General features: G+C 35.4%; 12 protein-coding genes. 10 read left to right on the top strand and 2 right to left on the bottom strand.

The genetic code is table 11. The features are described 5' to 3' along the window. The 9 genes from BMX10_RS14765 to BMX10_RS14725 all read left to right on the top strand — a co-directional run. Positions 1-491: methyl-accepting chemotaxis protein (locus BMX10_RS14765; RefSeq protein WP_244272732.1), on the top strand; the 491-nt coding region annotated here is incomplete at its 5' end. A gap of 223 nt (positions 492-714) precedes the next feature. Beyond that, positions 715-1,134, top strand: a complete 420-nt coding sequence (locus tag BMX10_RS14760) for a PPC domain-containing DNA-binding protein (RefSeq protein ID WP_090446013.1) — start codon at positions 715-717, stop codon at positions 1,132-1,134. A 239-nt stretch (positions 1,135-1,373) separates the two neighbouring features. After that, positions 1,374-2,756, top strand: a complete 1,383-nt coding sequence (locus BMX10_RS14755; protein ID WP_090446010.1) for a polysaccharide deacetylase family protein — start codon at positions 1,374-1,376, stop codon at positions 2,754-2,756. A gap of 228 nt (positions 2,757-2,984) precedes the next feature. Next, positions 2,985-3,539 carry a sugar O-acetyltransferase gene (locus BMX10_RS14750; RefSeq protein WP_090446007.1) on the top strand — a complete coding sequence of 185 codons (555 nt, stop codon included), beginning with the start codon at positions 2,985-2,987 and terminating at the stop codon, positions 3,537-3,539. Positions 3,540-3,582: 43 nt separating this feature from the next. Further along, on the top strand, positions 3,583-4,047 hold the full coding sequence (locus BMX10_RS14745) for a GNAT family N-acetyltransferase (RefSeq protein ID WP_090446005.1): 465 nt from the start codon (positions 3,583-3,585) through the stop codon (positions 4,045-4,047). Between the two features lie 194 nt (positions 4,048-4,241). Next, the gene (locus tag BMX10_RS14740) at positions 4,242-4,547 is read left to right on the top strand and encodes a DUF542 domain-containing protein (RefSeq protein ID WP_090446001.1); all 306 of its coding nucleotides are present in this window, start codon (positions 4,242-4,244) and stop codon (positions 4,545-4,547) included. A 220-nt stretch (positions 4,548-4,767) separates the two neighbouring features. Next, the gene (locus BMX10_RS14735) at positions 4,768-6,909 is read left to right on the top strand and encodes a catalase (protein ID WP_090445998.1); all 2,142 of its coding nucleotides are present in this window, start codon (positions 4,768-4,770) and stop codon (positions 6,907-6,909) included. A gap of 397 nt (positions 6,910-7,306) precedes the next feature. Beyond that, on the top strand, positions 7,307-8,302 hold the full coding sequence (locus BMX10_RS14730; RefSeq protein WP_090445995.1) for a hypothetical protein: 996 nt from the start codon (positions 7,307-7,309) through the stop codon (positions 8,300-8,302). 170 nt (positions 8,303-8,472) lie between these two features. Then, positions 8,473-9,702, top strand: a complete 1,230-nt coding sequence (locus BMX10_RS14725) for a serpin family protein (protein ID WP_090445992.1) — start codon at positions 8,473-8,475, stop codon at positions 9,700-9,702. A 55-nt stretch (positions 9,703-9,757) separates the two neighbouring features. On the opposite strand, the gene BMX10_RS14720 is transcribed toward BMX10_RS14725, so the two are convergent. Together BMX10_RS14720 and BMX10_RS14715 are read right to left on the bottom strand one after the other, a co-directional pair. Further along, the gene (locus BMX10_RS14720) at positions 9,758-11,413 is read right to left on the bottom strand and encodes a polysaccharide deacetylase family protein (RefSeq protein ID WP_090445988.1); all 1,656 of its coding nucleotides are present in this window, start codon (positions 11,411-11,413) and stop codon (positions 9,758-9,760) included. Between the two features lie 451 nt (positions 11,414-11,864). Continuing rightward, positions 11,865-13,610 carry a DUF4153 domain-containing protein gene (locus tag BMX10_RS14715; protein ID WP_170834843.1) on the bottom strand — a complete coding sequence of 582 codons (1,746 nt, stop codon included), beginning with the start codon at positions 13,608-13,610 and terminating at the stop codon, positions 11,865-11,867. Positions 13,611-13,816: 206 nt separating this feature from the next. Between BMX10_RS14715 and BMX10_RS14710 the strand changes: the two genes are divergently transcribed. Next, complete coding sequence (locus tag BMX10_RS14710; protein WP_090445982.1) at positions 13,817-14,368, top strand: ion transporter; 552 nt, start codon at positions 13,817-13,819, stop codon at positions 14,366-14,368. Positions 14,369-14,600 lie beyond the last annotated feature (232 nt).

Genomic DNA, 14,600 nt, shown 5'->3' with positions numbered 1-14,600 from the left:
CTATTGAAGCTGCAAGGGCAGGGGAAGCCGGTAAAGGATTTGCTGTAGTAGCGGAAGAAATCCGCAAGCTAGCAGAACAATCAACCCAGTCAGTAAAAGAAATAGACGATATGCTAAAGAAGCTGCAAAGCAACTCTCAAAATGCTGTGAGCATTATGCAGGATGTCTTGAACATTATCAAAGAACAAGTGAAGAGTGTAGAAATCACAGAAAGCAAGTTCGATGGTATTGACCAACAGGTTGAATCAGTGCAGACCATAGTCAATAAATCTGTAGCTTCTGTAGAGACAATGAACGCTAAGAAAAATGACCTTGCAGATATCATGCAAAGCTTAGCTGCAATTGCTGAAGAAAACGCTGCTGGGACTGAAGAAGCTTCTGCGTCAGTGGAAGAACAAACAGCTTCTATGGAAGAAATATCCAATGCCAGTGAAGCCTTAGCACGATTAGCAGAAGAAATGCAAGAAAGTATAAGTAGGTTTAAGTATTAAAGAACAAAAGCCTCCTAATAGCAATATTAGGAGGCTTTTTACATTCATGAGAGATGCTTACTTACAATAAAAAGAGGATAATTCGTCAACAATAATAATCAGCCAAATAATCTATTGTAATGCTATAGATAGAATTTTCAATAAAGCAGGAGTCGGGATTCAAGATATAGAATATGAAAATATGCCAATGATTTATACAGAATATTAAAAATGAGGTGAAAACATGGAATTTGCACAGTTTGGAAGCAAATATGTATTGAGGTTGGACAAAGGAGAGGAAGTAGTGGAAACCCTAAAAAAATTTTGTCAGCAGCAGAAAATTACACTAGGATGGGTAAAAGGGATTGGCGCTGTAGACAAAGCTACAATTGGATTGTTTGAGGTGGACAGCAAGCAATATCATTCAGTAGAGTTAAAAGGTGATTATGAGATCACCAGTCTATTAGGTAATATTTCTACCATGAAGGGAGAAACCTATCTTCATCTTCATATAAATCTATCGGATGCCGAATACAAAACCTATGGAGGGCATTTAAATGAAGCTGTGATTAGTGCTACTGGTGAATTTTTAATCGAAGCAATTGAAGGAAGTATCGATAGAGAGTTTAATCAGGAAATTGGGTTAAATCTATATAAATTCTAATATTGATATACGTGCTAAATTTCAATATACTAAGGACTGCATTTGCAGCCATGGTTTTGGGCGAAACTGTAGGTCTTGCATATGGAAATTTTTCAAAAATAAATATGTTGATATCTGTATTCACTTACAATATCTTTCATTTGTGATTCTGAATATATAATCATCACCTTCTGAATACTAAGAATGGAGATGCTATGAAATCATTCCTTCATTAATTTAATAAAAGGAGTTAGAATCACATGAAAAAACAAAAAAAAGTGCTGCTTTATATAAGTATATTTTCCATTATCAGTTATATTAGTAGTGTGCAGATTTTTATCTATGGAGATGCACCTAAAAAACCTTTTGAGTCTCATTCCATTGCAATAGCACAAGTGGGACTTATGGAAAATCCAGTAAATATTGAAGAACTAAAAAGAAATTTCACCAATCAATATAGTGGTCATGTACCCCAACAATGGGGAGAGAATGTTAGGGGAGTAAAAACTAGGATTGATACTACAGATAAAGTCATTGCCCTGACATTTGATGCCTGTGGACAGGGAGGGCATAGCAATGGGTATGATAAAAAGCTGATAGACTTTTTGAACAAAGAACAGATTCCAGCAACACTATTTATTAGTGGACGATGGATTGATGTAAATCCTAGTATTTTTAGAGAGCTAGCCCAAAATCCTCTTTTCGATATTGAAAACCACGGCCATAGACATGTGCCTCTTTCGGTTAATGGGAAATCCGCTTATGGTATTAAAGGAACCACTAGTATTGGTGAGGTTGTAGAGGAAATTGTCCTCAATGGACAAAAGATTCAAAACATCACTGGCAAAAAGCCTAGGTATTTTCGCTCAGGCACGGCTTATTATGATGAGGTGGCAGTAAAAATAGCTAATGATTTAGGCTATGAAGTAATCAACTATAACGTACTAGGAGATGCTGGAGCAACCTTTACAAGAGAGCAGGTACGACAGGCCACATTAAGTGCAACCTCAGGATCTATAATTTTATTTCATATGAACCGTCCCGAGACAAATATCGCAGAAGGTATAATAGATGCTATTCCAGAGTTAATAAAAAGAGGATTTAGATTTGTAAAGCTGCAGGAATATCATGATCGATTGGCACCTCGCACACCAGCTCCAGGAAGCTATTTTTATTATACAGTAGTTAGCGGCGATAGCCTTTGGGCGATTGGAACAAGATATGGAGCAACGATTCAGGAAATACAAAATATGAATCAGCTTCAGTCTAATATTCTTAGAGTTGGACAAAGACTTCAAGTACCAGCAAAGGATACTTCGAGATTAGTACCGCCAGTAGAAGTCAATCATCAGGTAGTCAGCGGTGACAGTCTGTGGGGAATAAGTAATAGATATAAAACAAGTCTGAATCTCATCTATCAGAGAAATAGCTTAAACCAAAACACTGTTCTTCAAATAGGTCAAAGAGTCATCGTTCCAATAGAAGCTACCCATGTGGTGGCGAGAGGCGATACTCTATGGCATATCAGTTTACGCTATGGAGTTAGTTTGCAGCAAATCTACGATAGAAACAATCTAAATGAAAGATCAGTTCTTGCTATCGGTCAGAGAATCATGATTCCTCCTAGGCCAGTTATCTGGTAAAAATGGTTTCCTAAAATAGAAACAGATTGCTGAAAAGCAATCTGTTTTTGGTATATCTGATATAACTATCATCCTATATATGGTAAAATTAAGATGTTACCAAAAAAGTATAATTGACTTAACAGGAGGTTTGCTGGGAAGCAAATTTTATAAGAAAAGAATAACTTAAAAGGCATAGATCATATAATAGACTACTTTGAAAAAATAATGAAGGAGTGTGAACACATTATGATAAAAAGTGAAAAGGAAAAAATGCTGGCAGGGGAATATTATGATGCAGGTGATGAAGAACTGGTAAAGGAAAGAAACTATGCAAAAGACTTGACCTTTGCGTTCAATTATACAAAACCAAGCGAAACAGAGAAAAAAAAGGAAATCTTAAGACAATTAATCAATGCAAAAGGCTCTTTCCATATTGAAGCACCGTTTCAATGTGATTATGGATACAATATTGAGGTTGGAGAAAATTTCTATGCCAACTATGGATGTATACTACTTGATGTAAACAAGATTGTCATTGGTGATAATGTATTATTGGCCCCAAATGTACAGATCTATACAGCAGCACATCCTATAGATCCTGAGGAAAGATTGACGGGCAAAGAGTTTGCAAAACCAATTACTATAGGAAACAATGTTTGGATTGGCGGAGGAAGCATTCTATGCCCAGGGGTAAGTATAGGAAATAATGTCACTATAGGGGCGGGAAGTGTTGTTACGAAAGACGTTCCAGATAATGTCATAGCAGGGGGGAATCCTTGTAAAGTAATAAAAGAACTATAAAAGAAGCGGCGTTAATAATCTTAAAATAAAGGGAGGTAGTAAAATGATTGAAATAAAGCATCTAAAGGATTGTAGAGAACACATAGATTTAGTTATAGATTGGTTATGGAAAGAGTGGGGAAATGACAAAAACTATGGGAACTATCAAAGTATTGTTGAACACAGCTTAAACAAAGACAATCTCCCTCAAACCTTTATTGCCTTCATAGATGGAGAGCCTGTAGGAACAGTTGGATTATGGAGATGTGACTTGATCAGTAGACAGGATTTATACCCATGGCTTGCTTGTTTATTTGTTTTGCCAAAGTATAGAGGTAGAGGTATTGGTATAGAGTTGCAAAATTTTCTCATTCAATATGCTGAAAGCCTTGGATATAAGGAGCTTTTTCTATATACAGTACTAAATGGATATTATGAAAAAATAGGCTGGGAGTACATGGGAGATGGTTTTACTCCAAAGGGAGAAAAAGAGAGAATCTATAAAATCAGCACATCTATAATGCTGTAAGAGACGAGGAAGGGAACTTCAGGGGTGTATTGGAAATGATGCAGGATGTAACCCGCATCAGAGGTCTAGAAGGAAGCCAGAGGCTTTGATCCTGGAGGAATACAAAACAAGAAGCCAGCAATGAAGAAGGTCATTCTTTTAATCTGGATAACAATAGGGTTTTCTGTCCATATAATTATAGTGGATAAAGAAAAATTAGAGGAATATATATAGCTGATCACAAAATTGGTGATATCGTAGCAACATTTCCTAAAGCCACTGATATCTTTATGGAATATGAAATAGACTTTTGTTTTGGAGGAGATAGAGCTTTAGCAGCTGCTATAAAGGAGCAAGGCATTAAGGAAGAAGAAGTAATGATTAAGCTAAATGATGCCTATGATACATTTGATAAATCAGCAAGAGAAGAAAGAGATTGGAGAACTGCATCATTGTCAGAGTTAATAGATTTTATTGTAAATAAGCATCATATTTATAAAATTAAAATAGATTTATTGTAGCCACAACATCCATTGTTGTGGTTACTATTTTTTTCTCTATTATCAATGAAATAATGCACCATTAAATTCCAGTATAGGAAACTAACTGTTAATAAATACTAATAATGTAAAATCCATGAAAACATCCAGACTGAGAAGAAAAACATTGGATGTTATCATGGATTAATACATTAGTATAGTATAAGCTTATTTGAAATTTTATCTAAGAGGGAGGAAAGAAATGGACAAAAACCAGCAACAGAAAGAGAACTTTATACATGAGAACAGTAAAAATAAGGACCTAGAATCTTATCGAGCAGATCATGGTGAGGAGCTTCTTACTACAAATCAAGGAGTAAGAGTATCTCATACAGACGATTCTCTTAAGGCAGGGAATCGAGGACCAACCCTGATGGAGGATTTCCATTTTAGAGAAAAACTTACTCATTTTGATCATGAACGTATTCCTGAGCGGGTTGTACATGCACGTGGATTTGGTGTCCATGGTTATTTTCAAGTTTATGAACCCATAACAGAGTATACGAAGGCTAAATTTCTACAGGACCCTTCAGTAAAAACACCTGTATTTGTTCGTTTTTCTACTGTGGTGGGCTCTAGAGGCTCAGCTGACACCGTAAGAGATGTAAGAGGTTTTGCAACTAAATTTTATACAGAAGAAGGTAATTATGACCTTGTGGCCAATAATATCCCTGTATTTTTCATCCAGGACGCCATTAAGTTTCCAGATGTGGTACATGCCATCAAGCCAGAACCTCATAATGAGATACCCCAGGCTTCTGCTGCCCATGATACATTTTGGGATTTTGTTGTAAACACTCCAGAGACTGCCCACATGATTATGTGGCTGCTCTCCGATAGAGCCATTCCCCGAAGTTTTAGGATGATGGAGGGTTTTGGGGTCAACACCTTTAGGTTTGTCAATCAGCAGGGGAAGGCGCGTTTTGTAAAGTTTCATTGGAAGCCTTTGCTAGGTGTACATTCTCTAGTTTGGGACGAAGCTCAAAAACTGGCAGGCAAAGACCCAGATTATCATAGAAGGGATCTATGGGAAGCCATCAACATGGGTGAATATCCAGAATATGAACTAGGAGTACAAATGATAGAGGAAGAGGAAGAATTTAATTTTAATTTTGATATCCTTGACCCAACTAAAATCTGGCCGGAGGAAATTGTCCCTGTTAAACGAATCGGCAAGATGACCCTAGATGGCAATGTAGACAATTTCTTTGCAGAAACAGAGCAGGTGGCATTCCATCCTGGTCATGTAGTGCCTGGGATTGACTTCAGTAATGATCCGCTATTGCAAGGGAGATTGTTTTCCTATTTAGATACCCAGCTTATTCGGCTAGGGGGGCCAAATTTTCATGAGATTGCCATTAACCGTCCTATAGCTCCTATTCATAATAATCAGAGAGACGGGTATCATCGCATGACGATTGATTGTGGGTCTGTCAGCTATTCACCAAATTCTTTACAGGCTAATGCACCAATGCCAGCCTCTGAAGCTGAAAACGGATATGTTCATTATCAGGAGAAGGTAGAAGGACAGAAGGTACGACAGCGCAACGAGAGCTTTAATGACCATTTCTCACAGGCAACCCTATTTTGGAATAGCATGTCCAGTACCGAGAAACAGCATATTGTTGAAGCCTTTCACTTTGAGGTGGGAAGTGTTATGGACAAAGAAATCAAGCAACGGGTGGTAGATATGTTCAATAATGTAGACGGTCAATTGGCTGTACAAATTGCAGCTGGTATTGGAGCAATGCCGCCAAAAGCTCCAATGATCCCAACGGTTACTAATCAATCTCCAGCTGTAAGTCAGGAGAATACCATCAAGGATGCACGCAGCAGGAAGGTGGCTATATTATTAGAAAATGGATTTAATCATACTGAGATATCTCAGGTGATGGAGTCCCTAGCAGGTGCTGGAGTGCAGACAGAAATTATCAGCAAAAACCTAGGCATGCTGACTAGTGTTGAGGGGCAGCAGCTAGAGGTTGGTAAGAACTATGTAACCACTGGGTCCATTAAATACGATGGACTTTATATACCTGGAGGTCAGCAAAGTGTAAGTACCTTAACGATGCAGGGAGAGGCACTACATTTTATTAATGAGACCTTTAAGCATGCCAAAACAATTGGAGCTACAAGTGAAGGAGTAGATTTATTGATGGCCTCTGCTATCCAAGGTGTTGCTATGGCCGGAGCAGATACACAAGATCAGCTCATGTCAGAGATGGGTGTAGTAACAATACGGAACGCTTCAGACATCAATACCTTCACTCAAGAGTTTATCAATGCCATTGCCCAGCATCGTCATTGGATTCGACAGAATAAAAAACAGATGATTCCTGCATGATGATCAATAACCAATTTAGCAAAGGCAGAGAAACAATTAAATTTATACAAGCTTTTTTAAAAGCAAAAGATAGAAAATGCAGCAGCATGAGTACTTATAGAGGTTATCAGGTTAAGATAGAAGGATAAATAATAAAAAAGCAGTGGCTTATAGGAATATATACTCTTAAGAAGCCACTGTTATTTTTTTTAACTACAACATATTTTATAAGTAAGGGTTAATAGTAAAAAATCTTTTGTAAAAACTATGGCAGGGATAGTGGATTTCAGATAGAAATTATATATAGGATCACATTAAATTCTTTAGCATGTGAGTAAAGGACAATCCATTATCGTAGGAATGACAAAGATACCTGATAAAACATCATTTCTATATGTTGTAGAGGAGAGAAAATACTATGTATTCATCAAAAAAGTTTTATTTTGGCATCAGTATCCTTATTGCAGTAGCTTTAACAATTCTTCTGCCTGGCAGAGCTTTTGAAATGACTTCAGGAGGAATGGTGAGATATGAATTTGGGCTGCCTTTTCATTATATAACCATCTATCAATACCAGTCCACAAGCAACTGGTTGATTCCTAATCTTTTTAATGGGAATAGGGGTCTTGGGGTAGATCCATTGCCATTACTAATGAATGCATTTATTGTATATCTTATTATAGATTTTATTAGACCCTCCTCCTCTCTAGAGGAGAAAAGAGTGTTGGATAAAGAGTTTTTAAAATATCTAGGCATCCTGTTTATAGGTTTTTTACTAATCCATAGATTACCTCATAACTCCTATTCTGTGATGCAGTATATCATCCCGCCCATATCTTTGCAAAGTGGAGGAACTCTATATTTATCCGGTTTGCCTATTGCAATCCTTTTTATCTATTGTCTTGTAAAAATAATTAATCTGCCAAGGTTTGCTGAGAAAAGTAAGTTCTTTATTTTTTTAATCCTTATTTTGGCGATTATGCCTTTGATGAGGGAGAGTATTCATCTCACCAGAAGCGCTTATCATGCTGTTGTAGGAAGTAATTTAACAGCAGTGGACTGTAATTTTGATAATAGCAGTATAAATATAGGTACAGGAGAAGATAGAGAAGTATTTATTAACGTAAGACTAGAATTGGTAGACTATGGTAGGAATCATAATCAGTTTAAAGTGCGGGTTCATATCCCTGAGAAATGGAAAGCTTTTTTTGATGTGGATTCTTTACAGTTAGAAAATGTATATACTACTAATGGTTATAGAAATACCATAAGGATTCAAGAGGAGCTGAAGCTGCAAATTGCTGAAACCTATACTGAAGCATATATATGGGATCATGGATGGTACAATGAGACCTTTCATTATGAACTATATAACGATGAAGAAAGCATCATGATTGTAGATCATGGGAGATAAAAAATTTTTTAGCCGTCTATAATTGATACATACCTTCTGGTAGGTAGCATTCTTTAAACCTAAGTGGATATCAGGACAAAAGGGAAAAGTTGCTTACTTGGAACTTTTATAACACATTTTACGTCTAAAGAGTAATAGGGTATATATCAATAAAAGAGGAGGTGCAACAAATGAGAAAGATAATCTGCAGCATGATAATAGCTTCCTTATTGGTTGTTTCACTAGTAGGATGTAGTATAAGCTCAAATAGAAGCAATGGAAATTATGCTTATGATGGAGATAAGATTGATGCAAGATTTTTAGAAGGTAATCAAAGATTTACTTTTGATATTTTTAAGGAGCTTAATAGAGAAGACCAAAACCAAAGCATTTTTATTTCGCCGTTTAGTATTTCAACCGCGCTATCTATGACCTATCAAGGCGCTGGGGGGGCAACCAAAGAAGGGATGGCAGAAGCATTAAATTATATAGGAATTGAAATGGAAACTCTTAATGACAGTTATAGGAAATTGTTAGCTTATTTAGAAAATATTGATGATCAAGTACAGCTGAATATCAGCAATTCTATATGGGCTAGAGAAGGTGGCGGCTTTAATGAAGACTTTCTTGATGTAAATAAGGATGTATTCGATGCCTATGTTACTGAGTTGGATTTTTCAAGGGCAGATGCAGCAGACATCATTAACACATGGATTGAGGATGCAACAGAGGGGAAAATAGACAAAATGCTGCAGCCTCCAATTCCTGGTAATGTCGTCATGTACCTTATCAATGCTATTTATTTTAAAGGAGAATGGACAGAAAAGTTTGATGAAAATAGAAGCTTTGAAGGAAGCTTTCATACAGAAGAAGGTCAAATAAGAGATATAACAATGATGAGCAGGAATGAGACAACGGAATATGGTGAAGGAGATGGGTTTAAGGTAGTTAGACTACCTTATGGCAATGGTAAAACTGCTATGTATAGTATCCTACCAGATGAAAATACTTCCATTAACGATTTTATTGAAGCTATGGATGCTGATAAATGGCGTGAAATAAGGGAAAGTATTTCTGAGGAAGAGGATGTGGTGCTACGAATTCCAAGATTCAAGATAGAATATGGGATAAAAACCTTAACGGATAGCTTAATTCAGCTGGGAATGGGAGAAGCCTTTAACGAAAAGGCTGATTTTTCCAACATTAGGCCAGGGATCTTTATTGAAGATGTACTTCACAAAGCCGTAATCGACGTCAACGAAGAAGGGAGTGAAGCGGCAGCAGCAACAGTAGTAATAATGGCTGAATCAGCTGTAATGGATCCAACTACTTTTATTGCAGACAGACCCTTTCTCTTTATCATTGCTGATGATGCATCAGATACAATACTTTTTATAGGGAAATTATTTGATATTCATTAAAGAAAGTAAAGGATCTCATAAGACATGTCTAAATATCAACAAATAATTTCCTTCATCATTTTATTTTATTTAAAAATCCTCTTATACTATCATAATAATCTATTCTGATTCTTCTTAAATCGTACATTCCTTGTAACCTATCGGCCTTACCATAGGTTGTTCTTACCGCTGTTTTATAGCCTAAATCCTTTAAGGTTTGTCTGGCATAGGGAGTGACGCCTCCTATTGGATAGCAAAAATGCTTTATTTCTGAGCCGATTATATCCTCTAAAGCTTCTTTTGATTCTTTGTATTCTTTTACTATATTAGCTTTACTGCTATATCTTGCATCGAGGTGAGTTACTGTATGACTGCCTATTTCCATACCTTCCTCATACATTTCTCTAAGTCTATTAGAAGTTCTTAAATGATCTACATCTATCATAGAGGTTATAATATAAAAGGTTCCAGTCATACCCCTTTTACCTAATTCCACTGACACAAAGTGATAGTGAGAAGCATACCCATCATCAAATGTCAGAACTACAGGTTTGGGCGGTATGGGTACATGATGAGCCCAGTGACTATATAGCTGATCCATGGTGATTGTGTTGTATCCTCTTTCTTTTAAAACATCCAACTGCTGTAAAAAACTATTTTGGCTTACATATAAGCCAGTTGGGCCTTCCTTTGGCAGCGTGTTTATTTCGTGGTACATTAGGATTGGAATAGGATTTCTTTCAATGTACTCAGGTCTTTCCGGAATGACAGGATTAGACAATCTACTGATGATTTCTACTGCTTCTTGTCGTGTTAATACTTTGCTGGGAAATAGATGACCATGAGCATCTGCAAGAAGGATTCCTTCGCTATACAGCTTTAACATATTGATATTTGAAGTGTCATTAATTTCATATCTATAATACAAATAATTGTCATAGGTTACTTCTATATCTTCGATTAAAAGATCAGCTAATATTTTTATGGTTACTGGCTGCCTACTGGGGGAGTATTTACCTAACAGAGAATAAATAAAGCTCTTTGTCGCCAATGCCTCCTCATCATAGAGATCAATCACTACCGGCATAGACAAGGGTTCTTTCTTAATCTCCTGGAACCATAGATCAATAAAATAAGCCATCTCTCCTCTGGTTACTTCTACTTCTGAGGCTTCTTCATTTACTTGATTTAATCCCCAGAGTGCTTCTAATACTTCTGCTCTAGTTGCATTTTCTTGCAGTTTAAATTCATGAGGAGATTTAGTTTTCATCACACCCTCCTCTAATACCAAAACAATAGAGGAATAGGACCAGTGATTTTCGTCCACATCCTCTAGATGGAGAGGTATATTTTCGACTTCTTTCAAATCTAATAGCTTGGCTAAAATGACAGCCAGTTCTCCTCTTGTAACAGACTTGTATGGAGCAAATAACTCTTGGCTGACTCCCGTCATAATGCCTGCATTGGCTACCTTATAAATACTCTCATAATAAGGATTTGTATTCAGGGAATAGACATCTAAAAATTCATTTATTTCTATTACTTCGACATCTTCTGCTATTTCTACTACTCCTACATCTTCTATATCTTGTACACCTTCTACTACTTCTACCCCTGCCTTGATTTTCTCTGCCGCTTCTATTTCCTCAGCTAAAACGGGGTCCATTATTACTATGAATGCTATTATTATGAATAAAACCAGCATTAGTCTACAGCGTATTCTTAAATACATAGGTATCTCTTCTCCTTCTCTTATAGTATGTTTAAGCTGTGTTATTATTGAAGTATTAAACAAGCTTTCGGGTCTTTATAAATATATATATTAAAGAAAACCTTCAGCATGCCACATTTTTGCATTCTTTGTTTTTGTCTATTGCCAGACATGAAGATTCTTAATATCTTCTTGAGAAAATTTTTGAAGAGAAAGGTTCAATATTTTTTTGAAATAGTACGCCTATGCAGATAAAATCTAGGTGCTATAAAGAAGCATAAGTTGGCATAGTGTAGGCAAGAAGTATTTCCTATAGATTCAAAAAAAGAAGCCTATGAAATGTATAAGATTCGGTAGGATGATTAAAGAGTAAAATAAAGAACTCCTCTGTTTTTATAGACAGAGGAGTCCTTTGATACCATTTTTATTAAATTGAAAGACTGGTTCTTTATGAAAAGAGTGGTTTGAAGTACTATTTTATCTTTACAAAAACATAATGCTCCATTCCATCAATAGTGAAGGTATCGTCGGCCATGTTTTTGAAGCCATGGATATTTCTAAAGATTATATAAATCTGGGCTTTTTCATTTTCATCGGTAAAGGTCATTTCCTCTTGAGAAAGGTTATTTCTTTGGGTTGGACTTTTTTGATGAAGGTCAGCCACTACTGTTCTCAAATCTTTTTGATATATTACTTCTTCATTATGTTTTATTACAAATTCATGATTTTCGTTATGAGAAATGGAATAGTTATCATCCATGGATTGAAGGTTTTCTTGCTGATAGCTTATATATTCTGCAAAATAATCAAAGCTTCTTATATCAATCACAATACTCCTGTTATCTAAATAATAAGCAAAGTACTCATTATTTCTAAAATCTCCTCTTCCCCCACCCATAAAGGGGAAACCAAATAAATCATCCATATCATCTAGCTGAAAATCTTCTGGTAGATACCTTATGTCATGTAAATCATAATTATTGTTAAAATACATAATGATGCTATTGATTTCTTTTTTATCAGCTTCCACCAACTCTTTTTCTGGTTCTTGTATGCCAGATTCAGAGTCAACCATACCATAGGCTAGAAGTATCTCTTCAAATCTATGATTTTGACTGAGCTTTGACACAGAATAAGCACTCCAGGGCCCAGTAACGGCCAAAAACCCTATAATAGCCAAGGATATGGTGATGATAATGGTATGGATATTCTTCTTTACGGCATAATAAATCATTACACCTGTTACCCATAAGCCCACTATCAGCACAAAATATCTACTTTCCGTTATCCCATAAGCGTTAATTCGAGTGGCGATGGCCACAAACATCATAGCCACCAGCGGAAGAATTGCTTTCGGGAAAAAAGCCAGAAAGAATTTAACCCATTGATTTGAATTCTTTAAAGGATAAATGAAAAAAAGAATAATAACACTTATTATGGAATACCACAAAACCAAATTACCTATAATGCCTTGAGGTAGTTGCATCGTGATGATGCTTTTTCCAAAGTAAGCATATAGGATAAGTGTGTAGACAGTCAGGAGGGGGAGGATAATAAATTGTAGCAAAACCCCTAAAACTTTTGGATAACTATCTATTATAATCTCTTCATTCCATTTAGGTATATCTGACAAGAAAAAAGCTGGAGCGAAAATTCCTGCCACTATAACAGCCATGTCGAAAAAGAGTTTTCCAGGTATATTTGCATTAAAAAGCAAGTTGATGGTTCCTAATATTGCTGCAAGGCCTAGGTAGAGAATAACAGAATATACATAAGAAACAACAAAACGGCTAAAGAGTCTGATGACATAAAGCTCATAGTTCTCCTTTCTATGTAAATAAGGTATAAAGCTAAAGAGGAGATAAAAGCTAATGGTATAGGCTGTATACCTTGTGCTTGTCACCATGTTTAAATCATTCAAAAGAAAAAGGTAATATACAAATAACAGAATGATTACTGCGAAATGATATAACACTTGATGACGCTTACTTGTATCTGTTTTTCCTTCAAAATACACATGAACTGACAAAGTTAAAGGAATCCCCAAGGCTAAGGTCATAGCAATACGTGAATAGGTTTCTTGTAGATGGTAACTGCTATGATTCATGATCATAATAATTATTGTTACTAATCCTGCTAAAAGTAATGACATAGGAAAGCGTTTATAGCTAAAGGAAAGCTTGTTGATGAGTTTTTTTAACTTTGAAAAGATTTTCATATTTATCATCCTTTTAAACTGTTTTTATAGTTATTATATCATTTTATTAGAAAAGGGATATAAGATGATTGACTGATACTAGATTACTAATAAATTTGACTACTTCCTCTGTTAATAAGAAAATATAAGGTGTATACTAATGATAATATGACCTTTAATTACTTGGAGGTTTATCACAGATTTTTAATTGAAGGGGGAAGCATATTTTGAACAAAATCATCCAAAAAATCAAAAAGATAGTTAGTAAATATGTCAGTATACCTAAAACGTTATATAGCAAGCTAATGGATGTATCCTCAAAAGAAGCAATTTATGAAAGTGTGCTTATATTTGCTACTATTTTAATATTAGCCTTATCAACAATCGATATGTTCTTTATCCATAATCTAACTTTTACAAAATTTGTAGAAATACTAGATTTAATCATTTGTGCAGCTTTTGCTACTGATCTGTTTTTAAGATATAAAAAGTCAAAGCAGCATCTTACAAAGCTTCAATTTATAAAATCAAACTTCATTGAACTTTTTGCTATTATACCATTAGATGTTGCTTTTAGAGCTTTTAGATTAGTTAGGATTTTTAGGCTTGCAAGATTATCAAGGCTTTCAAGGTTAGGTAGAGTAGGCAACTTAATGTTGAAATTCATCAATAAATTTGCCAATCCTAGCTATTTGAGATATAAAAGATTTAAAACACTTATACAAGCAAAGGGTATGGAAGAAGAAAAAGTTGAAAAAGGTGAAGATGTCAAAGAGTAAGAATAGAAATAATAATAAAAGCTTATCTCCAAAAAACATCAATGCCTCGATAATTCTCTATAGAATAGACACAGAAAACATTGTTAATTAAACTTTCCTAATGATTTACAAAAATGTGTTTTTATACTCACTTTAAAACAGATCCAGTGATACTACTAGAACACTATTTACCTCATAGGAATATATTATAGTAGAAAATATTGAAACAATATATTCTACTATAATAAGTAAA

Source organism: Natronincola peptidivorans (assembly GCF_900111615.1).
Taxonomy (GTDB): Bacteria; Bacillota; Clostridia; order Peptostreptococcales; family Natronincolaceae; genus Natronincola_A; species Natronincola_A peptidivorans.
The sequence above is the reverse complement of the archived record's forward strand: the minus strand, read 5'-3'. Positions and strand labels throughout refer to the sequence as shown.